Annotated in this window: 18 protein-coding genes, 10 tRNA genes and 1 pseudogene; 13 read left to right on the forward strand and 16 right to left on the reverse strand. The window is 39.7% G+C overall.

Annotated elements, in window-relative coordinates:
- Window positions 1-5 precede the first annotated feature (5 nt).
- The 16 genes from ALFOR1_RS05430 to lolB form a co-directional block, all read right to left on the reverse strand.
- A tRNA-Gln gene (locus ALFOR1_RS05430) sits at window positions 6-80 on the reverse strand.
- A 39-nt stretch (window positions 81-119) separates the two neighbouring features.
- Window positions 120-204, reverse strand: a tRNA-Leu gene (locus ALFOR1_RS05435).
- Window positions 205-244: 40 nt separating this feature from the next.
- Window positions 245-319 (reverse strand) — tRNA-Gln (locus ALFOR1_RS05440).
- 40 nt (window positions 320-359) lie between these two features.
- Window positions 360-444 (reverse strand) — tRNA-Leu (locus tag ALFOR1_RS05445).
- 40 nt (window positions 445-484) lie between these two features.
- Window positions 485-559 (reverse strand) — tRNA-Gln (locus ALFOR1_RS05450).
- Window positions 560-599: 40 nt separating this feature from the next.
- Window positions 600-684: transfer RNA gene (locus ALFOR1_RS05455), tRNA-Leu, on the reverse strand.
- Between the two features lie 96 nt (window positions 685-780).
- A tRNA-Met gene (locus ALFOR1_RS05460) sits at window positions 781-857 on the reverse strand.
- Window positions 858-862: 5 nt separating this feature from the next.
- Window positions 863-937 (reverse strand) — tRNA-Gln (locus ALFOR1_RS05465).
- Window positions 938-975: 38 nt separating this feature from the next.
- Window positions 976-1,060: transfer RNA gene (locus ALFOR1_RS05470), tRNA-Leu, on the reverse strand.
- Window positions 1,061-1,129: 69 nt separating this feature from the next.
- Window positions 1,130-1,206: transfer RNA gene (locus ALFOR1_RS05475), tRNA-Met, on the reverse strand.
- A gap of 536 nt (window positions 1,207-1,742) precedes the next feature.
- On the reverse strand, window positions 1,743-2,834 hold the full coding sequence (gene ychF / locus ALFOR1_RS05480; RefSeq protein ID WP_058547452.1) for a redox-regulated ATPase YchF: 1,092 nt from the start codon (window positions 2,832-2,834) through the stop codon (window positions 1,743-1,745).
- A gap of 33 nt (window positions 2,835-2,867) precedes the next feature.
- The gene (gene pth / locus ALFOR1_RS05485; RefSeq protein WP_058547453.1) at window positions 2,868-3,452 is read right to left on the reverse strand and encodes an aminoacyl-tRNA hydrolase; all 585 of its coding nucleotides are present in this window, start codon (window positions 3,450-3,452) and stop codon (window positions 2,868-2,870) included.
- A 17-nt stretch (window positions 3,453-3,469) separates the two neighbouring features.
- Complete coding sequence (locus tag ALFOR1_RS05490) at window positions 3,470-4,084, reverse strand: 50S ribosomal protein L25/general stress protein Ctc (RefSeq protein WP_104642307.1); 615 nt, start codon at window positions 4,082-4,084, stop codon at window positions 3,470-3,472.
- A 149-nt stretch (window positions 4,085-4,233) separates the two neighbouring features.
- Window positions 4,234-5,181 carry a ribose-phosphate pyrophosphokinase gene (locus ALFOR1_RS05495; protein ID WP_058547455.1) on the reverse strand — a complete coding sequence of 316 codons (948 nt, stop codon included), beginning with the start codon at window positions 5,179-5,181 and terminating at the stop codon, window positions 4,234-4,236.
- An 88-nt stretch (window positions 5,182-5,269) separates the two neighbouring features.
- Window positions 5,270-6,127, reverse strand: coding sequence for a 4-(cytidine 5'-diphospho)-2-C-methyl-D-erythritol kinase (ispE, locus tag ALFOR1_RS05500; protein WP_058547456.1), 858 nt, complete (start codon window positions 6,125-6,127; stop codon window positions 5,270-5,272).
- 364 nt (window positions 6,128-6,491) lie between these two features.
- Window positions 6,492-7,079: a lipoprotein insertase outer membrane protein LolB gene (gene lolB / locus ALFOR1_RS05505; RefSeq protein WP_104642309.1), complete on the reverse strand. Its 588-nt coding sequence runs from the start codon at window positions 7,077-7,079 to the stop codon at window positions 6,492-6,494.
- Between the two features lie 83 nt (window positions 7,080-7,162).
- Here lolB and hemA point away from each other — a divergent pair, with 83 nt between their 5' ends.
- The 13 genes and pseudogenes from hemA (at window position 7,163) to ALFOR1_RS05570 (ending at window position 21,915) form a co-directional block, all read left to right on the forward strand.
- Window positions 7,163-8,419, forward strand: coding sequence for a glutamyl-tRNA reductase (hemA, locus tag ALFOR1_RS05510; protein WP_171038440.1), 1,257 nt, complete (start codon window positions 7,163-7,165; stop codon window positions 8,417-8,419).
- Between the two features lie 7 nt (window positions 8,420-8,426).
- On the forward strand, window positions 8,427-9,512 hold the full coding sequence (gene prfA / locus ALFOR1_RS05515) for a peptide chain release factor 1 (RefSeq protein ID WP_104642311.1): 1,086 nt from the start codon (window positions 8,427-8,429) through the stop codon (window positions 9,510-9,512).
- A gap of 2 nt (window positions 9,513-9,514) precedes the next feature.
- Window positions 9,515-10,354: a peptide chain release factor N(5)-glutamine methyltransferase gene (gene prmC / locus ALFOR1_RS05520; RefSeq protein ID WP_104642312.1), complete on the forward strand. Its 840-nt coding sequence runs from the start codon at window positions 9,515-9,517 to the stop codon at window positions 10,352-10,354.
- Between the two features lie 54 nt (window positions 10,355-10,408).
- Window positions 10,409-11,954 (forward strand): annotated as a pseudogene (locus ALFOR1_RS05525) (DUF3369 domain-containing protein).
- A gap of 28 nt (window positions 11,955-11,982) precedes the next feature.
- Window positions 11,983-12,357: a SirB2 family protein gene (locus ALFOR1_RS05530; protein WP_058547462.1), complete on the forward strand. Its 375-nt coding sequence runs from the start codon at window positions 11,983-11,985 to the stop codon at window positions 12,355-12,357.
- 144 nt (window positions 12,358-12,501) lie between these two features.
- The gene (locus tag ALFOR1_RS05535) at window positions 12,502-13,329 is read left to right on the forward strand and encodes a tetratricopeptide repeat protein (RefSeq protein WP_058547463.1); all 828 of its coding nucleotides are present in this window, start codon (window positions 12,502-12,504) and stop codon (window positions 13,327-13,329) included.
- Between the two features lie 14 nt (window positions 13,330-13,343).
- The gene (locus ALFOR1_RS05540) at window positions 13,344-14,597 is read left to right on the forward strand and encodes a DUF819 family protein (RefSeq protein WP_104642313.1); all 1,254 of its coding nucleotides are present in this window, start codon (window positions 13,344-13,346) and stop codon (window positions 14,595-14,597) included.
- Window positions 14,598-14,606: 9 nt separating this feature from the next.
- A complete protein-coding gene (gene kdsA, locus ALFOR1_RS05545) occupies window positions 14,607-15,461 on the forward strand; it encodes a 3-deoxy-8-phosphooctulonate synthase (RefSeq protein ID WP_058547465.1) in 855 nt (284 codons plus the stop codon).
- A 128-nt stretch (window positions 15,462-15,589) separates the two neighbouring features.
- Entirely contained in the window at window positions 15,590-16,486 is an 897-nt protein-coding gene (locus ALFOR1_RS05550; RefSeq protein WP_104642314.1) for a transcriptional regulator GcvA, read from the forward strand.
- 2 nt (window positions 16,487-16,488) lie between these two features.
- A complete protein-coding gene (locus tag ALFOR1_RS05555; RefSeq protein ID WP_104642315.1) occupies window positions 16,489-17,124 on the forward strand; it encodes an alpha/beta family hydrolase in 636 nt (211 codons plus the stop codon).
- Window positions 17,121-17,489, forward strand: a complete 369-nt coding sequence (locus ALFOR1_RS05560) for a DUF423 domain-containing protein (RefSeq protein ID WP_165491311.1) — start codon at window positions 17,121-17,123, stop codon at window positions 17,487-17,489. The genes ALFOR1_RS05555 and ALFOR1_RS05560 overlap by 4 nt, the downstream gene beginning before the upstream one ends.
- 17 nt (window positions 17,490-17,506) lie before the next feature.
- Window positions 17,507-18,592: a 23S rRNA (cytidine(2498)-2'-O)-methyltransferase RlmM gene (rlmM, locus tag ALFOR1_RS05565; protein WP_104642316.1), complete on the forward strand. Its 1,086-nt coding sequence runs from the start codon at window positions 17,507-17,509 to the stop codon at window positions 18,590-18,592.
- A 17-nt stretch (window positions 18,593-18,609) separates the two neighbouring features.
- Entirely contained in the window at window positions 18,610-21,915 is a 3,306-nt protein-coding gene (locus ALFOR1_RS05570) for a PKD domain-containing protein (RefSeq protein WP_104642317.1), read from the forward strand.

The raw sequence follows: 21,915 nt of genomic DNA on the forward strand, positions 1-21,915 counted from the left end.
GAGATTGGCTGGGATACCAGGATTTGAACCTGGGAATGCCAGGATCAAAACCTGGTGCCTTACCGCTTGGCGATATCCCAACTATAAATTTGGATGAGTTTTAGTTCTAGTTAAGAACATGGTGCGGAAGGAGAGACTTGAACTCTCACAACCTAAGTTACTGGAACCTAAATCCAGCGCGTCTACCAATTCCGCCACTCCCGCATAATGTCATTCTTTAAAACAATTTCCTTGGTAAAGAAATTGGCTGGGATACCAGGATTTGAACCTGGGAATGCCAGGATCAAAACCTGGTGCCTTACCGCTTGGCGATATCCCAACAAAGAATTATTTGATAGTTTGAGTTCTTATCAAGAACATGGTGCGGAAGGAGAGACTTGAACTCTCACAACCTAAGTTACTGGAACCTAAATCCAGCGCGTCTACCAATTCCGCCACTCCCGCATACTGTCATTCTTTAAAACAATTTCCTTGGTATAGAAATTGGCTGGGATACCAGGATTTGAACCTGGGAATGCCAGGATCAAAACCTGGTGCCTTACCGCTTGGCGATATCCCAACAAAGAATTAATTGATAGTTTTAGTTCTTATCAAGAACATGGTGCGGAAGGAGAGACTTGAACTCTCACAACCTAAGTTACTGGAACCTAAATCCAGCGCGTCTACCAATTCCGCCACTCCCGCATTATCACTTTGAATTAATCAAAGAAATGGTAGTTATTTTAAACTCTTCATTGAGCTGCAATTTAACTCTTGCAGAGCCACTTCTAAAAGAAGAGATGGTGGCTAAGACGGGATTTGAACCTGTGACCCCATCATTATGAGTGATGTGCTCTAACCAGCTGAGCTACTTAGCCATTGTTGGCTGGGATACCAGGATTTGAACCTGGGAATGCCAGGATCAAAACCTGGTGCCTTACCGCTTGGCGATATCCCAACAATAACAATTGATAGTTTTAGTTCTTATCAAGAACATGGTGCGGAAGGAGAGACTTGAACTCTCACAACCTAAGTTACTGGAACCTAAATCCAGCGCGTCTACCAATTCCGCCACTCCCGCATTTCAAATTTTGATAAATCAAAACTGAGGTAGTTATTTTAAACTCTTCATTGAGCAACAAAAAATAAATGGTGGCTAAGACGGGATTTGAACCTGTGACCCCATCATTATGAGTGATGTGCTCTAACCAGCTGAGCTACTTAGCCATCTTTTTTGTTAGCACTTCATCGCTGAGTGCGGGGCGTATTATGCTGATATGACCCAAATCCGTCAACACCTTTTTTGCAAAAAAACACTTATCAGTGTTTGTTTGCAGGAAAATTAAGCTAAGCGGCTAAATTTTAATAAAAATGATGATTTTTTGACTGTAATTCAAATGCAAAACATGGCGATAAATCAAAAGAATAAAAACACACTGTTTAAAGTTGTTTGATTATTCGACAAGTTATCACGTACAACCTAAATTTTAGCATTAATTTGATATCTCAATACGTAATTTAATAGCTAAAGCGCTATTTTATTTTAATAAAGTGGATATTAACTGGGTTTTTTAACTACACAAAGGCGTTTTAAATAATGTTTAGTTTGGTTATATGTGCCGCTTGAGTGCTTTTGCAAAGGGATTATATAAACGCAGGTGCGACGATTAAGTAGTTAAAGAGAAGTTTTGGTAGTGAGGATATAGTAAAGGATACAAAAAAGGCTCGTAAACACGAGCCTTTTTAGGTTTTCAATCGTTTAATTAAACGTTGAACAAGAAGTTCATCACATCGCCATCTTTAACAATGTATTCTTTACCTTCTTGGCGCATTTTGCCGGCTTCTTTTGCGCCGCTTTCACCTTTGAAGCCAATAAAGTCTTCATAAGCGATAGTTTGGGCACGGATAAAGCCACGCTCAAAGTCGGTATGGATTTTACCCGCTGCTTGTGGCGCTGTTGCACCAACAGGGATTGTCCATGCGCGTACTTCTTTTACGCCTGCTGTAAAGTAAGTTTGTAATTGTAGTAGTTCATAACCACCACGAATAACAAGGTTAAGGCCTGGCTCTTCTAAGCCAAGATCAGCCATAAACTCAAGTTTATCTTCGTCATCAAGCTCAGATAGCTCAGATTCGATTGCTGCACACACAGGAACAACAACAGCGCCTTCTGACTCAGCTATAGCGCGAACGCGATCAAGTAGTGGGTTATTCTCAAAACCATCTTCAGCAACGTTTGCAATGTACATTGTTGGCTTGATAGTTAAAAAGTTAATAGAGCTAATTGCTGCTTTTTCTTCTTTAGTTAATTCTAAAGAGCGAAGCGTTAAGCCTTCATCTAAGTGTACTTTTACTTTTTCAAGCGCAGCATTTTGCTCTTTTGCGTCTTTATCGCCGCCTTTTGCTTTTTTAGCATTACGGAAAATTGCTTTTTCAGCGCTATCCATATCAGCAAGTACAAGCTCAGTGTTAATTACGTCAATATCGTCAGCAGGGTCAATAGTACCTGCAACGTGTATTACGTTTTCATCTTCAAAACAGCGAACTACATGGCCAATTGCATCCGTTTCACGAATGTTTGCTAAAAATTGGTTACCTAAGCCTTCACCTTTAGATGCGCCTTTTACTAAGCCAGCAATATCCACAAATTCCATACTTGTAGTAAGAATGCGTTGCGGGTTTACTATTTTAGCAAGCTCGTCTAGACGAGGATCTGGCACAGGTACAACACCTGTATTAGGCTCAATGGTACAAAAAGGAAAGTTAGCGGCTTCAATACCCGCTTTAGTTAGTGCATTAAAAAGCGTTGATTTACCAACGTTAGGCAAGCCAACGATGCCACATTTAAAACCCATAGTAAGATACCTTGTTAAGATTCGTTTAAACGATTATGGTTTAAAAGAATGTAGTCTGTTTTGTGCTTTTAACACACCGTCTTTTGCAAGTATTTCCATACAGCGAACTGCTTCATCAACAGCGGCATCCATTTTTTCTTGGTCTTCTTTGGCTGCTTTTCCAAGCACCCAACCAGTAACCATTTCACGATGCCCCGGATGACCTACACCTATGCGTAAACGCATAAAGTCTTTTTGATTTGCCATTTTAGCAATAATGTCTTTTAAACCATTATGACCGCCGTGTCCGCCGCCTTTTTTTAATTTGGCAACGCCTGGGTCTAAATCCAATTCGTCGTGAGCTACTAAAATGTTTTCCACGGGGATTTTGAAAAAATTAGCTAAACTACCGACCGCTTTACCACTTAAATTCATGTAAGTAGTGGGGATCAATAATTTGAATTCTTGGCCTTGGATAATCACTTTGCCAGTAAGGCCGTGATATTTAGGATCGTGTTTTAGGGTGCAGTTATAGCGTGCAGCGAGTTGCTCGATGAACCAAGCACCTGCATTGTGGCGTGTGTTTGCGTATTCGGGGCCTGGATTAGCCAGGCCCACAAGCATTTGAATAGAATTCAAGGTGCGAACCTTAAATATTATTCAGCAGCGTCTGCAGCGTCGTCTTCAACTGGCGCAGACTTATTAGCTTTGATAGTCAAGATTGACTGATCGTGGCCTTCGCCTTTACCTAGTTCAACTGAGCTAACGCCTTTTGGAAAAGCAAGGTCAGAAATATGAACTGAATCACCAACAACTAGCTCAGAAACGTTTACTTCGATGAATTCTGGAAGTGCTTTCGGAAGACAAGAAACTTCAACTTCAGTTAACTGGTGAACTACAGTTGCGCCAGCTTTAGTTACGATTTCTTCACCGATGAAATGAAGAGGAACTTTAGTTGTAAGTTTATGAGTTGCGTCTACACGTTGAAAATCAAGGTGAGTAAGCTTAGGCTTGAATGGGTGACGTTGAATATCTTTTAAGATAGCTTCAACTTTCTCGCCGCCTACGTTAAGTGTAAGAATATGAGTGTAAAAACCTTCATCTTCTTGTGCTTTGATCATATCTTTATGAGCAAAAGTAAGAGATAAAGCTTCTTTGTCAGCTCCGTAAAGGATTGCAGGAACTTTGTCTTCGCGACGTAGGCGGCGGCTCGCACCAGTACCAGTTTCTACGCGAAGTTCAGCGTCATATGTATAAGTTGTGTTAGACATGATGTCTCCAATTATTTAAAAGTTTAGGGCCTTTGCGACCAAGGTCCCTAGCCAAAAGGCGCGCTATCATACCACCGCACCCAAACAAAATAAACATCGCTTACAAAAAAAGCGCCAAAAGGCGCTTTTATACTCAAAAATGTTTAATCTTAGTGTTCAAACATCGCTGAGATAGATTCTTCGTTGCTAATACGACGAATAGTCTCTGCTAACATGTCAGCAAGCGTAAGTACCTTAATTTTATCAAGGGCTTTAAGCTCGTCAGATAGCGGGATAGAGTCAGTTACAATAACTTCGTCAATCATTGAGTCACGTAAGTTCTCTGCTGCTTTACCTGAAAGAATAGGGTGCGTTGCATATGCGAATACACGTTTAGCGCCATGTTCTTTAAGTGCTTCAGCGGCTTTACATAACGTACCACCGGTATCAATCATATCATCTACGATAATACAATCACGACCTTCTACGTCACCAATAATATGCATTACTTGAGAAACGTTAGCTTGTGGGCGACGTTTATCGATAATAGCTAAATCAGTGTCGTGTAGTAGTTTTGCAATTGCACGCGCACGTACAACACCACCGATATCTGGAGATACTACAACAACGTCTTCAAAATCACGTTCTTCCATATCTTCAAGTAATACAGGGCTACCAAATACGTTATCTACTGGTACATCAAAGAAGCCTTGGATTTGTTCTGCGTGTAAATCAACCGTAAGAACACGGTCAACGCCTACGCTTGATAAGAAATCGGCAACAACTTTAGCGGTAATTGGAACACGAGCAGAGCGTACACGACGATCTTGACGTGCATAACCAAAATAAGGAATGACGGCAGTAATACGACCTGCAGATGCACGACGTAGAGCATCAACCATAACGATAAGTTCCATAAGGTTATCGTTTGTAGGGGCACAGGTTGATTGCAATATAAAAACATCCGAGCCACGAACATTTTCATTTATTTGAACACTGATCTCACCGTCGCTAAAACGGCCAACAACAGCATCGCCTAATTCAATATATAATCGTTTTGCAACTTTTTGAGCTAACTCAGGTGTTGCGTTACCAGCGAAGAGCTTCATGTCAGGCACGGTAGGGTTCCTCAGGCACTGAATTTTTGGACTAACCAATAATGATAAAAACCACTAGGGGTTAACTTATGATTACTTGTACGTTACTTCATTGATCGAATATGGCGGTAAGCTCCGTATGAGCAGGTGAGACATTTGCGCTAGAAGCAACAAAACCCTGCCAAGTATGGGGGAGATTATCAAGTACATCTTGTGCTTGAACTTGACTTGCAAATTCTACAAAACAACATGAACCTGTTCCGGTCATCTTCGACGGGGCGTATTTTAGCAACCACTGAAGGGTTTTTTCAACCTCGGGGCAGAGCTTTTTAACTAAAGGCTCACAATCATTAGTTAAACTGTGCTGTTCCCAGTTGCCAATTATTTTTGGTGTGTCGCGTTTTAAATCGGGATGAGTAAAAATTTTGGCTGTACTTACATGCTGATTTGGGTGAACTACACAGTACCATTTTTTCTCAAGGGTTACATGGTGCAATTGTTCACCAATACCGTGTGCTATGGCGCTTTGACCTTGAATGAATACAGGTACATCGGCTCCTAATTGTAAGCCTAATTTACCTAAAATTGTTAAATTTAAATCAAGCCCCCACATTTTATTTAATGCTAATAATGTTGTGGCAGCATCTGAAGAACCACCTCCAACACCGCCTCCCATTGGCAAACGTTTAGTTAAATTTATTTTTACGCCGTAGGGTGTTTTACTATAGGTTTGTAATAAAAGTGCCGCTTTATAGATGAGATTATCACTCAAGGGTATGTCTTTAGTATCACCTGTTATAGAAATACTTGCATCATTGGTTAATTCAAAATGCAGGGTGTCACCAAAATTTAAAAAGGTGAATAAGGTTTCTAGTTCGTGATAGCCATCATCACGGCGTGCATTTATATGTAAAAATAAGTTGAGCTTTGCAGGAGCAATAACAGAAAAAGAAGTTGTGCTATTCATGCTTAAAATAACCTGAAATTTAGATGATGAATCTATCTCGCGTCGCTACCCACAGTACTAACTGCGTTAAGGCCACCCTAAGTAGAGCAGCCTTCACGCGTAAAATTTTTATGCGTGCACTGAAAATATCTGACTAGAGAAAAATAAGTTTAAATGTTTTACGATTCAACTAAGTTAGTTAATATTTTAACCCAGTTTTGGTTTTACCAATCCGCAATAATACTTAATCATTTTCAGAGGCTAAACGTGTCGCTATCTGCGTTAAAAAATTCTCATTTAGAACAACTAAATAGCGAATTTTTTGCCTTGCTATCAACACGTTTATCCGCCCTCAAAATAGATCACTTAATTATGCGGATTGGTATTAATTAAATTGCCAATCGTAGAGTTGAATTTTAATTTTTATTTGTTGATGCTTCAAAGTAAGCTTTGTTGGTAACCAATAACCATTACTTTGTATATAAGTACCATAATCTATTTGCCACTTTTTACCTGTTTTATCAAACCACAACACTTGTTTAGCACGACCTAGCTCATCAACCACTAAACTTTGATCCTCTATGGTGCCTTTTAGCCAATTATTGGCGTTGTCTACTGGTAGGGTAAAGCCTGTTAGGCGTTTTAAAAGTGCTGAGGCATTAGTATCAAAATACTCATCGCCATCAAATTCAAGCTCAGCCCCATTTACTGTTTGCTTGAGTGATAAAATGCGAGTACCAATAAATGTAGTTAAAATTAAATTATTGGTTTTTGCTGTTTGCTGCCAATTTAAGTTTGCAGATTGGCGTTCTTCTGGACTTATAAAAGCAAGTTTCCCTTCCACCAGCCAAGTTTTTTGCGCACTAAGACGTGGTTTCCAATCATCATAAAGTGTTGTTTTTGTATCAATTTGATGAGCACAGCCCCCCAAAAACAAAAAAAACATGAATAAAATCAAATATTGTCGAATCAAATGTTGTTCCTTACTTTCCATATTCCGCTGATTTTTGGTAAAATTGCCGCCTTTAAAGTAGGGCTCAGCAATATTTGGCAAATATGACCATAATAGCACTAGGTATAAATCACAAAACCGCATCCGTAGAACTACGTGAAAAAGTGGCTTTTTCGCCTGAGCAAATTTCAGAGGCGTTGCAACAATTAAGTGGCCATGCCGACTTTAATGAAGCGGTTATTGTGTCTACCTGTAACCGAACCGAAATCTATTGTAGCCTTGCTCAGCAAAATTCCCAAACACTGTTATCGTGGCTTGCCAGTTTCCATGGTTTGGATGAACATGAACTGAGTAAAAATATTTACTGTCACGAAGATAGCGCAGCTATAAATCATTTAATGCGTGTTGCGTGTGGGCTTGACTCTTTAGTGTTGGGCGAGCCGCAAATTTTGGGGCAAATTAAGCAATCTTTTTTTAGTGCTAAAACGCATGATGCTATAGGCGTTACATTTGATAGGTTGTTCCAAAAAACGTTTTCGGTTGCTAAACAAGTTAGAACAGAAACCGATATAGGCGCAAGTGCGGTATCGGTGGCGTTTGCTGCGGTTAATTTAGCAAAGCACATTTACGGTAAGCTTGATAAAACCAATGTTTTATTAATTGGTGCTGGCGAAACAATAGAATTAGTTGCAAAGCATTTATACCAAAATGAGCCACAAAATATTACGGTGGCAAACAGAACCATTGAGCGTGCTCGTGGTTTAGCCGACGAAGTGTCGGCAGATGTAATTGCTTTAGCGCAATTACCAGAGCGTTTGCATAAGGCCGATATTGTAATCAGTTCGACAGCCAGTACTTTACCAATTATAGGTAAAGGTGTTGTTGAGCAGGCATTAAAGCAGCGCCGCCATAAACCTATGCTATTTATAGATATTGCAGTACCACGTGATATTGAAAGCCAAGTAGGGGAGCTTGATGCTGCCTATTTATATTCCGTTGATGACTTACAAGCCATTGTAAGCGAGAATATGGCCGCTCGGGAGCAAGCTGCACAGCAAGCACAAATAATTATTAGCGAACGCACCAAAGAGTTTGCAATGTGGATGCGCTCGCTCGATTCGGTCGATTTAATTCGCCATTATAGAAATGATGTACAAACAATTAAATCAGAACTTGTAGAACGTGCTGTTAGTCAGCTAAATACAGGTAAAGATGCAGAAAAAATTATATTAGAGCTCGCCAATAAATTAACCAATCGCTTAATGCACGCGCCTACCCGTGCTATTCAAGATGCAGCGAAAAAAGGTGAAGTGGCACAGCTAAACCAGTTGAAAAAAATGTTAGGTATTGATCAGGAATAACCGTTAAATGAAAGAGTCTGTTTATAATAAGTTAGAAACCTTAGTAGAGCGTTATGAAGAAGTACAAGCGCTGCTAAGCGACCCGTCGGTCATTAGTGATCAAAACCGTTTTCGTGCGCTTTCTAAAGAGTATTCGGAGCTTGAAGAAATCGTTAAGACGTTTTTATCGTTCAAGGGTACACAAGATGATTTAGCCAGTGCTGAAGAAATGCTTAAAGATTCAGACCCTGAAATGCGTGAAATGGCGCAAGAAGAATATAAAGAAGCTAAAGCGCAAATTTTAACACTAGAAGATGAACTTCAAGTATTAATGTTACCTAAAGATCCTAAAGATAATAACAATGTATTTTTAGAAGTGCGCGCAGGTACAGGTGGTGATGAAGCGGCTATATTTGCTGGTGATTTATTTAGAATGTACAGCCGTTTTGCTGAAACGCAAAAATGGAAACTTGAAGTGGTTACTACTAACGAAGGTGAACACGGCGGTTATAAAGAAGTCATCGCGAATATTAGTGGTGAAGGCGTTTACGGTAAGCTTAAGTTTGAATCAGGTGTACACCGTGTTCAACGTGTACCAGAAACTGAATCGCAAGGGCGCGTGCATACTTCTGCATGTACTGTAGCAGTAATGGCAGAAGTGCCAGAAGCAGAAGCGATTGAAATTAACACCGCCGATATAAAAGTAGATACTTTTAGGGCGTCGGGCGCTGGTGGTCAGCACGTAAATAAAACTGACTCAGCAATCCGTATTACGCATTTACCAACCGGTGTTGTGGTTGAGTGTCAGGATGAGCGTTCGCAACATAAAAACCGTGCTAAAGCGATGTCAGTACTTGCAGCGCGTTTACAACAAGCTGAAGATGAAAAGCGCCATGCTGCAGAGGCCTCTGAGCGTCGTAACTTAGTTGGTAGCGGTGATCGTTCTGAGCGTATCCGTACTTACAATTACCCACAAGGTCGTATTACCGATCACCGTATTAATTTAACGCTTTATCGTTTAAATGAAGTAGTAGCGGGTGATTTAGGTGCAATTGTAGACCCATTAATGCAAGAACATCAGGCAGATTTATTGGCTGCGATGGGCGACGATTAATAGTGAGCCTAACTCTTGAACAAGCAATTGCTGCAGGTGCTGATTTATTAGCATCTAGCAGCGAAAGCGCCAAATTAGACGCACAAGTTTTACTTCTTCATATACTTCAAAAACCTCGTAGCTACCTTTTTACTTGGCCAGAGCATGCGCTTAGTAATGAGCAGCAGTCGCAATTTAATGTATTTCTTCAAAGGCGTTTAAAAGGTGAGCCAGTGGCCCACATTACAGGGCTGCGTGAGTTTTGGAGCTTGTCGCTTGAAGTAAATGCAACAACGCTAATTCCTCGCCCTGATACTGAAACCTTGGTTGAATGCGCATTAAACTTGGTTATGCTCGATACTGCAAAAGTACTTGATTTAGGCACGGGAACAGGTGCAATAGCGCTTGCATTAGGCTGCGAGATGCCTAATTGGCAAATAATAGCGGTAGATAGAGTAACTGAAGCGGTAGCACTTGCTAATAAAAATCAGCAGCGTCTAGGTATTAATAATGTAGACGTTAAGCAAAGTAATTGGTTTAGTGCTTTGCAAGGCGAGAGATTTAATTTAATTGTCACTAACCCTCCTTATATTGAACAAGATGATATACACCTTAATCAAGGTGATGTTAGGTTTGAGCCTCTATCAGCATTAGTGGCCGATGACGCCGGAATGTCTGATATTAAACAAATAATTACACAATCACGTGACTATTTGCTATCTAGTGGCTATCTTTTAATAGAACACGGTTTTGAGCAAGCTGAAGCTGTTCGTCATTTGTTTAAAGAGATGGCGTTTATAAATATTAAAACAGTTAAAGACTTTGGTAACAATGACCGTGTAACGCTTGCACAGTGGCCCTAAAGAATAATAATTGCCTACTAGTGCGTTAAATAATGCCATGAAGGAATTCCTATTATGATGGGTGATTTTTTATTTTCAGATGAACCAGAAGAGTCGGTCAATGAGATTGAACACGGTACCTGGAAAGTATTAATCGTTGATGATGAGCCTGAAGTTCATGCTGTTATTAAACTTGCATTAAGTGACTTTGAGTTTCAAGACAAACGTTTAGAGTTTATTAGCGCTTATTCGGGTGCTGAAGCAAAAGAGCTTGTTAAAGAGCATCCAGATGCAGCTATTGTACTGCTTGATGTAGTAATGGAAACTGACGACGCTGGTTTACAAGTTGCTAAGTTTATTCGCGAAGAGGCTAAAAATAATCATATACGAATTATTTTAAGAACCGGCCAGCCAGGCCAAGCCCCTGAACGCCAAGTAATTATTAATTACGATATTAACGATTACAAATCAAAAACTGAGCTTACTGCTCAAAAGCTATTTACTGTAATCATGTCGAGCCTGCGTTCATACCGCGACATTATTTCGATTGAGCAATCTCGCGAAGGGCTGGAAAAGAATAATCACCGCTTCTCGCGATATATTCTCAGCTCATTCAATAGAAAACTTTATTGAAGGAGTCATGCAGCAATTAACGTCTTTATTAGGTATTGCCGATCAAGCTATGTATGCAACGACTTTAGTTGCCCAAAACCCTGAACAAGAAAATAATAAAAAGCTCATTGTATGCTCTGGTACTGGTGATTTTGAGCAAAGTGAAGGTAAAGAGCTTGAAGATGTTTTACAAACAGAACAATTAAGTGCCTGCCAACAAGCGCTTAATGAAAAGAGCATTATTTATAAAGACAATTACTTATTTGCGTATTGCAGCAGTGAGTACAATCACAACTCCATGTTGTTTATATCAGGTATTCCAAAAGATTTAACACCTACACAGCGACATTTAATTGAAATTTTTTCTCAAAACGTGCAACTTGCGTTTGAAAATGTTCAGCTGCAATCTGAAATAGAAGCAACCCAGCAAGAGCTTGTGTATAGGCTTAGTGAAGCTGTTGAACAGCGTTCAACAGAAACAGGTAATCATGTTAAACGAGTTGCACATATTTGCCATATATTAGCCCAGGGTTACGGGTTATCTAAACACGATGCCGATTTAGTTAGGCTCGCATCGCCGCTGCATGATGTAGGTAAGGTGGGCATTCCGGATGCGGTATTAAATAAGCCTGCAAAATTAGATGCTCAAGAATGGGAAATAATGAAAACCCATACTGATAAAGGGTATGTTATTTTAAAAGATTCTCCACATGAAATTGTTAGTGCCGGAGCCATTATAGCAAAAGAGCACCACGAAAAGTGGGATGGCTCTGGCTATCCGCAAGGGCTAAAAGGTGATGAAATAAATGTTTTTGGCCGAATTGTTGCGCTTGCCGATGTATACGATGCACTGCGCCATAAACGATGTTATAAAGAGTCTTGGACATTGCAAAATGTTGTTGATGAAATTAACGGCCAAAAAGGCACACACTTTGAGCCAAAATTGGTTGAAGTGTTTAATGAGAAGCTAAATGAGTTAGAGACGGTACTTAGCCGTTATCCTGACTAGTTTTATTAAAACAGAAGATTAGAGGCATATGGATTATATAGCAGTAAAACACTCGCACATGGCTATTGCGTTATTGAGTGTGATTTTATTTTATGTTCGCGCTTTTTCGCGAATGGGTAGCGGTAAATTAGCAAAAAATAAAGTGGTGATGATTGGCAGCCATAGTATAGATACGCTGTTACTAGTATCTGCTTTAACTCTTGTTTTTATGGCTAAAATTAATCCATTTGAACAGCTTTGGCTGTTAGAAAAAATAGTATTAGTTGTTATATACATTGCAATTGGGGTTAAAAGTGCAAGGCAAACTAATATGGTTGCTAAAATCATTTATGTTTTAGTAAACACTGCTGTTATTTTAGCGATTGGTTATTTGGCAACGTCTAAGTCGGCTTTATTGTTTTAAGTTATATTTAATTGCTTGGGCTTTACTGATTGGTGAAGCCCAATTTTTACTCCCTCCCTTATAAATTCAAGACATGACACTATTGGTATCTGACTTTAAAATTAGGTAAACTACGCCTTCGTTTTCTAAAATGTTGCAGTATGAATGACTACCCTCGGGTTTGATGAACACGATGAATCCTATCTTGATGATGCTTACGATGAGTTTACTCCTCCAGCGATTTACCGCTGTATTAAAGCTGAGTCAAAATGGGACCCTCAAATAGATTTAACACCATGTTATGAAACTCTCACTGACTTTGAGCAGCAAATTACAGCGCTGTGCTTAAAAGTAAGTGATGAGCACGATCGTCTCGAAAAATTATTAGATGTGTTTTACAGCGATTGGCTATTTAGCGCTTCAAGCTTAAAAGTACCAGAGTACAAACTAAATACTTTAAGTTACACGCTCTCAATGCGTAGTGGTACGCCAACCACATTAGCTATTCTACTTTGTCATTTTTTACAACAAGCAAATCTTGACGCAAATTTAAGCATTACCCAAGGTGATGTAGGCGTGCATGTTGCTATAAGTGATGAAGAAGGGTACATAATTGAGCCAAGCAGTGGACAGCAAAGCTGGTACATTATCCCTGAAAATGCTGATGAAGAAGAGGGTCAAGAACAAGAACCTTTAGAGCTAATTTTTGATGATGAATTGTACAAGCTGTTTTTAGCCCAGCAAAAGTGGTCTTTCATAAGTGAAAATAAATTTGGTCACGCTTTAACCTGTGTAGAAATGCTAATGGAGCTATTAGGCGATGACCCGTATGAGAGACGCGACAGAGGTTACTTACTCAATCAGCTTGATTGCCCTAAAATGGCACGTGACGATTTACAGTTTTTTGTTGATGAGTGCCCAGATGATCCTGCAATTGAGATTATTCAGCATCAAATAGAAGAACTAGAAGATAATAATAAAACACACCATTAAGAATAGGAATAACTATGGCTGACACCCACACTGCATTAATTACTAATGATGCTGTTGTACTTGGTTTACTTGCTATAATTTTGGGGTTTATATTTAAAACCTCAAGTAGTGAAAACCCAAAACTAAAAGCATTTTACAAATACGTACCGGCATTATTGCTGTGTTACTTTCTGCCTTCGTTATTAAATACCTTTGGTATTGTAGATGGCCATAGCTCAAACGTTTATTACGTTGCATCACGCTATTTATTACCAGCGTGTTTAATATTGCTCACTATTAGTATTGATTTAAAAGCAATTTTAAATCTAGGCCCTAAAGCACTTATTATGTTTTTAGTGGGCACACTGGGTATTGTAATTGGTGGGCCGCTATCTATTTTAGTAGTGAGTGTATTTAATCCTGATTTAGTGGGCGGTCACGGTCCTGAAGCCGTTTGGCGCGGTATGACAACTGTTGCTGGCAGCTGGATTGGCGGTGGCGCAAATCAAGCCTCAATGAAAGAGATGTTTGAAGTGGGCGGCGATATATTTTCAGTTATGGTAACTGTAGATGTAATTGTGGCAAATATTTGGATGGCTGTTTTATTATTAATGGCGGCTAATCATAAAAAAATTGATGCCGCTACAGGTGCAGATACCACGGCGATTGAAGATCTAAAAAACCGCGTTGAAAAGTACCATGCAGAGCATGCACGTATGCCAACTCTTAATGACTACATGACCATTATTGCAATTGCATTTGGTATTACTGGTTTGGCTCATTTTTGCGCCGACTTTTTAGGGCCGTTTTTTGCTAATAACTATGCCTGGGCTAAAGAGTACAGTTTAAACAGTAAGTTCTTTTGGTTAATTGTTATTTCAACCACGATTGGTATTAGTTTGTCATTTACTAAAGTAAGACAAATTGAAGCCTTTGGTGCATCAAAAGTGGCTTCAAGTTTTTTATATATTTTAGTTGCCTCAATTGGTTTACACATGAACGTAACCGCTATATTTAGTAACCCAGGGTTATTTTTAATTGGTGGTATATGGATGCTAACCCATGCAAGCTTAATGCTTATTGTGGCAAAGTTAATTAAAGCACCTTTATTTTATATGGCAGTGGGTTCACAAGCTAATGTGGGCGGTGCTGCATCTGCGCCTGTCGTTGCATCTGCGTTTCATCCGTCGCTTGCACCGGTTGGTGTATTGCTTGCGGTACTTGGCTATGGTGTGGGTACTTATATGGCTTATATTTGTGGATTAATGATGCAAGCAGTTGCACCTTAAGGAATTTAAATGAACAACCAAGTTATTAATATTAATGAAATTGAACTGGCAAATGACAAACCATTTGTACTGTTTGGTGGTATTAACGTTTTAGAGTCTCGTGATTTAGCAATGCGTGTTGCGGAGCACTATGTTGAAGTAACCACAAAGCTAAATATCCCTTATGTATTTAAAGCGTCGTTTGATAAAGCAAACCGCTCTTCAATTAATTCTTACCGTGGTCCAGGTATGGAAGAGGGCTTAAAAATATTTGAAGAGATTAAAAATACCTTTAATATCCCATTAATCACTGATGTACACGAGCCGCATCAAGCTGCGCCTGTTGCTGAAGTGGTTGATGTAATTCAATTACCTGCTTTTTTAGCACGTCAAACCGACTTAGTGGTAGCAATGGCTAAAACAGGTGCGATTATTAATGTGAAAAAACCACAGTTTTTAGCACCACACGAAATGCGTCATATCATTACTAAATTTAATGAAGCGGGTAACAACAATGTTGCTTTGTGTGAGCGTGGTTCAAGCTTTGGGTATAATAACTTAGTCGTTGATATGCTAGGCATGGATGACATGAAAGCAATGGCGCCTGTTATTTTTGATGCAACGCATGCATTACAACGCCCAGGTGGCCGTGCAGATTCGGCTGATGGTCGTCGTGCTCAAGCTGCTGAACTTGCTCGCAGCGGTATGGCGCTTGGAATTGCTGGCTTATTTATTGAGGCGCATCCAAACCCTAATGAAGCTAAGTGTGATGGCCCATGTGCGCTTGCACTTAGTAAATTAGAAGGTTACCTATCGCAAATGAAAGCGGTAGACGATTTAATTAAAAGCTTTGCACCGCTTGATACAAGTGCCAGTGATTTATAATTAATTACCTTTAAAGAGGTAGATTTAAAAGCGACTCAGGTCGCTTTTTTTATGCCATTAATATACACACACATAGATGGTGTATATAATCTCACGCATAAGAAAAACTAATTCTAAGCTTGGTTACTATGTCAAGACGGGTTCCTCCATTAAACGCATTAAAAGCCTTTGAAGCGGCTGCACGGCATTTGAGTTTTACTAAAGCCGCAGAAGAGCTCTACGTTACGCAGGCGGCAGTCAGTCATCAAATAAAAACACTAGAAGAGCATTTAGGCTTAAAGCTGTTTCTACGTAAAAACCGCTCTTTATTATTAACTGAAGAAGGCCAAGGCTATTTTTTAGATATTAAAGAAATTTTTACTCAGCTTATTGATGCCACCGAAAAACTCTTAGCACGTGGTGCAAAAGGTTCTTTAACGGTGAGCTTAACCCCTAGCTTTGCGATTCAGTGGCTTGTACCTCGTTTAAGCTTGTTTAATGAGCTACATCCTGAAATTGATGTGCGAATAAAAGCGCAAGATCAAGATGAAAACTCTTTAACAGATGACGTAGATATAGCTATTTACTATGGACGAGGTCACTGGAGTGGCGTACAGGCGTATAAGCTCCATACAGAGTATCTAGTGCCATTGTGTAGCCCAATGTTATTAAGTGGGCCTAAACCACTTGATCAACCCAGTGATTTAGCACATCACACCTTGTTGCATGACACCACGCGTAAAAATTGGAAAACATGGATGAAAACCGCCGGAGTGCGAAACGTACAAGTTAACCAAGGGCCTATATTTAGCCACTCATCTATGGTGTTACAAGCTGCGGTACATGGCCAAGGTGTTGCTATTGGTAACAGTGTGTTAGCTAAGCCCGATATAGACGCAGGGCGCTTAGTTATTCCGTTTAGTCACAGCCTTGAAAGTAAAAACGCTTATTATTTAGTGCTTAGAGAGTCGCAAACAGAGCTAGGTAAAATAGTGTCGTTTAAAGAGTGGATGTTAAGCTTAGTAGAGCAAGAACAAGAGTATTAATAATGATTGAGTGGTTTGAAGGTACAACACAGCCTGCTATTGCGCAGTTTATATTTGCACATGGTGCCGGCGCTGGTAGTGATTCTGATTTTATGCAATACATGGCAAAAACGATAAGCGAGCAAGGCGTAGATGTAGGCTTATTTGATTTTGAATATATGCAAATTGCAAAACAAACCAACAAACGTAGACCGCCTGAACGTGCCCCTAAGTTACTGACTTATTATGAGCAAACTTTAACGCAAACGCAGCCAAATTTACCCCTGTTTATAGGTGGTAAATCAATGGGAGGGCGGATGGCTTCAATGCTTGCATGTACGACTAAGCAGCCTGTTAAAGGCGTTATTGCGTTTGGTTACCCATTTCACCCGCCAGGCAAACCAGAGAAGCTTCGCACAGAACACTTTGGCGATATTCATTGCCCATTTTTAGTATTGCAAGGCGAGCGAGATACATTTGGTACGCGTGAAGAGCTTAAAACCCTCGCTATGCCCAAACAGCCGAGTTTTGTGTGGCTGACCGACGGGGATCATTCATTAAAACCACGTAAAAAAAGTGGAGTAACTGAACAAGAGAACCTCAAAGCAGCGGCATTTAGTGCTATTGAATTTATAAAACACATAGTGGAGCAGAAATGATCAAACTATTTTTAATGACCGGAAGTATCTTTTGTATGCTGTCGGTTATGTTAGGGGCGTTTGCCGCGCATGGTTTAAAAAGTCGTTTATCTGAATATTCTTTAGGTGTATTTAAAACGGCTGCTGAGTATCAAATGGTTCATGGCCTTGCGCTTATTGCGCTGGCCATTTTAATTAAATGGGGTATAAATTTAAGTTGGGCTGGTGGCTTTTTTATAGCTGGCACACTACTTTTTAGTGGCAGCTTATATTTACTTGCGCTTAGTGGAATGAAGTGGCTAGGGCCAATAACACCGCTTGGCGGATTATGTTTTATTATTGGTTGGATTGTTATTTTAGTGCAAGTTGCACGATTTAAGTTTTAAAGAGTTTAAGGGTTAATATGTCTTGTGTTGTGATTTACTGTCGTAGTGGTTTTGAAAGTGATGCTGCTGCTGAAATAACGTTTCATGCTGCCGAGCAAGGTTTTGCAGGTTATGTAAAAGCCAAACCAAATACCGGCTATGTTGTTTATGAGTGCTTTGAAGCACACCATAGCGACGAAATAATCAAAAAAGTCGATTTTAAAAATATGGTATTTGCCCGCCAGTGGTTTGCCGGTAAATTAGTTGAAAATATGCCTGTAGAAGATAGGGTAAGTGCAGTGGTTGAAGCTGCTAAAGATTTTACATTATGCTCAGAGCTACGCGTAGAAACCCCCGATACAAATGAAGGCAAAGAGCTTTTAACGTTTTGTAAAAAAATATCAACACCACTTAAAAAAGCCCTCGAAAAGAAAAATATTGTTTTACGTGAGCCAAAAGCTAACCGTCCTGTAATGCACGCACTATTTTTAACGAATAACACAGCTTACGTAGGCTATTCATATAGCTTCAATAACTCAGCCTATTTTATGGGCATATTACGCCTGCGTATGCCAAGTGATGGGCCAAGTCGCTCAACGCTTAAGCTTGATGAAGCCTTTAATGTATTTATCCCAGAGCAACAACGAGAAACACGTGTAGCAGCTGGAATGCGCGGGGTTGACTTAGGAGCGTGCCCTGGCGGGTGGACTTATCAGTTAGTTCGCCGAGGTATGTTTGTAAGCGCAATTGATAACGGCCCAATGAACGAAGATTTAATGGAAACCGGACAAGTGAAACATTTTAGAGCCGATGGCTTTAAATACCGCCCAGAAAAAAGAAATATTGACTGGTTAGTATGCGATATGGTGGAAAAACCGACCAAAGTGACTAACCTAATGATTGACTGGGCAGTAAATGCATACGCAAAAGAGCTGATATTTAACTTGAAGCTGCCTATGAAAAAACGCTTTGATAGTGTTTATGAATGCCTGACGATGATTAAAGAGCAGCTTGCTAAATATGGTATAAGCTATGAGTTACAAGCTAAGCACTTGTACCACGATCGTGAGGAAATAACCGTTCATTTAAACGTTACTAAGGTGCCACAAAATTTGTATAGTTAACAAGTAGAGGCTCACAAGTGGTAAAAAACAATCTAATAAAATATCTCGGTTTACTTTTTTTATCACTTTTAATAACAGGTTGTGGCGGAGGAGGGAGTAGCGACTCTAGTGATTCATCCGGCAATGCCGCTCCAGTTGTTACACTCAGTATTAGCAGCAATGTTATTGTTGCTAACCAATCATTTACTATTACAGCGCAAGCTAGTGATAGTGATGGTCAAATATCAAGTTACCAATGGCAACAGCTAAGCGGTCCTGAATTTACATTTACTGCTAATGGCAACACGCTAACGGCAACTGCTCCAAGTGTTTCACAAGATACTAGCTTTAGCTTTTCTGTAACCGTGACCGATAATGCTGGTGCCTCTACTGAGCAAGTATTTTCCGGAACCATTACCAATCAAAATAATCCACCAACAGTTAATATAACAGGGCCAAGTAGCGCACTTGCAAATACACAAGTTGATTTAGTTGCTAACGCCCAAGATACCGATGGCACAATTAGTTCTATTACGTGGGTTCAATCAGCAGGTGACAGTGTTGAATTTTCACAAACGGATGGAGTATTGAGTTTTACGGCTCCTAATGCAGCTGAAAATATAACACTTGGGTTTAGCGTTACCGTTACTGATAATTCTGCAAGTAGTGCTCAAGCAAGTACAACTGTTTTGATAACACAATTAAACACTGCACCCACAATAAGTATAACGGCTCCAGAGCAGGCGGAGCAAAATGAACTAGTAACACTTACCGCAGAGGCGCAAGATAGTGACGGCACAATAAATAGTATTACTTGGCAGCAAACTAATGGACCTGTTGTTGATATAACACAAACAAGTACAAGTATTAGTTTTAATGCCCCTACAGTCGCACAAGACACCAATATTACATTTGTAGCTATAGCGACAGATAACGACAGCGCCACAAATAGTACTCAAAAAACAGTTGTTATACTTGCACCCAATAATCCGCCCACAGCGCAAGATGCGAGTATTAATGTACAGTACAACCAAACTACACAGTTTGGTTTGGTTATAAACGATGCCGATAACGATACTGTACAAGTTACCTTTCCAGATGATTTAAATGGCGCACAAATTAGTGTTGTCGATTCACAATCGCTTATATTTAATTACACACCATCTAGTAATAGTATTTCTTCACAAAGCTACACTTTGAGTGCCTCTGATGGTGAAGATACAATAAATTTCCTCCTAAACATTACTATCGTTGACTCTACGCCTGCAACAATAAGTAGTGTTACGCCCCTAAATAGTAGTGAGCCGGTGTTAGTTGATTCCCCTGTTAGTATTTCGTTTTCAGACATTATGCTAACTAGTTCGTTAGAAACAAATACAAGCGAGGGGGCATGTGCTGGAAGTGTGCAAATATCGGCCGATAGCTTTTCAACATGTTTGGCACTTAATGTAGAGAGTTTATCGGGCACGACGAGCGATACTAGCATGTATTTTCATAGTGTAAATTTAACGGCCACGTTTAGCGAAAATACTCAATACAGTGTGCGTGTAACGTCTGATTTAGTTAATTTTGATGACACGGCCATTGAAACGCAAACAGTTACTTCTTTTACTACTTCAAGCCAAGATATAAAAATAACGGAAATCTCTTCTGTGCAATTTAGTAACGACCTGCCTTGGATTGAAATTTATAACGGCACGGGAGCTGCGGTAAACTTGCAGAGTTATGCGCTTAAAACTCGTAGTATTAATATGGTTGATAGCTCGACTAGCGCAGAGACGATATTTCCATTGCCTAACAAAGAGCTTGAAAATGGTGAATATCTTATTTTACAAAGTAAGTTTGGAGATGAATTTTTAGCAAATGCATCACTGAATAATCCTAAAATAGCGCTTATAGGTAATGCAAATGATGAAGTTAGACCTTATTGGTACATAAACGGCTTTGCAGAAATTTTAAATAGCACGGGTACGCAAACAATCGACTTTGTAAAATTTGGAAACTCATCACAAGAGCCTGTAACGTCATCGCAATGGCAAGGAGGCAATTCAGAGCAGATCCTTTCTGAACAAGGGGGCAGCTTAAGGCGCGAACTTAATGCTACAGACACTAATCAAAGTACTGATTGGAGTTATTCTGTGTTTAATACACCCGCTGGGCCAAACAATATCAGCTGTACCGTAGACGATGATGAGGATGGTATTCCTGATTGTGCTGAGCAGGAGGGTACAACATTTGCAGGCTTACCGCTTTATGAGTGGGGAGCGCGCACCTCACAAAAAGATATATTTATTGAAGTCGATTATATGGATAGCAGTGATGTAGGCATCACTCCGCATCGAACTGCACTTGAAAAAGTAGTCGCTGTATTTGCAGAAAAAGGCTATACAGTTCACTTTGACGTGGGCGATTTATTTGATCAAAACACAAACACGGCACCGCAAAACTTTGATTTAGGTGGCGGAAATACGGTGCCCTTTAATGATTACACGCCATTTGAATATGACTTAAGCAGCCCGAGTTTGTTTGTTTATAAAATGGAATACACCGATATAACCCGAAGACCTATTTTCCATTACTTATTAATGGCCAGTAGTGGGAATGAAGACGGCAGTATTAGTGGGTCGGGTATTGCTGAAATAAGCGGTAATGATTTAATGGTCACTATGGGTGGTTGGGGTTTAACGCTTGATACGCAAGTAGCAACCAATGTAACTCATAATTATCAGGCATCAACAATATTTCATGAGTTAGGGCATAACTTAGGCTTATATCATGGCGGTAATGAAGAAGTTAATTTTAAGCCTAATCACCTAAGCTCTATGAACTATTTATATCAATTAGCAGGCTTATCAACAATAGGTAATAACGAAGGCGATCGTTATTATGAGCGTTTTTATCCAGGTAATGCTAGTTGCGATATTACACCAAATACCAATAGTCATTTAGGCTCTACAGATGACTTTATTATTGATTACTCAAGTGGTAGCTCAGCAAATTTAGATGAGAGTACAATACTTGAAGTACAGGGTTTAAATCGAGACGGCTCACTCCCTGTTGATTTTAACTGTAACGCAATTAACACCGAAAGCTTAACAAGCTTTGATACTAACCAAGACAATACTATATCAATATTAAGTGATGTAGATGAGTGGAGCATGATCAATCTGCAGTTTTATATGCAAAGTGCAGGTAATCGGTTTGGCGTACCAAATACTAATAATAGTAAGGTGAATAATATACAAAGTTCACCTGCAAATATTGAAACCTTGCCCAAATATATAAAAGAAGCGCAACCAAGTAGTGCAATTATTGCTGAATTAAAAGCAATTAGAGAGCAATAG

This window comes from Pseudoalteromonas carrageenovora IAM 12662, assembly GCF_900239935.1.
Taxonomy (GTDB): Bacteria; Pseudomonadota; Gammaproteobacteria; order Enterobacterales; family Alteromonadaceae; genus Pseudoalteromonas; species Pseudoalteromonas carrageenovora.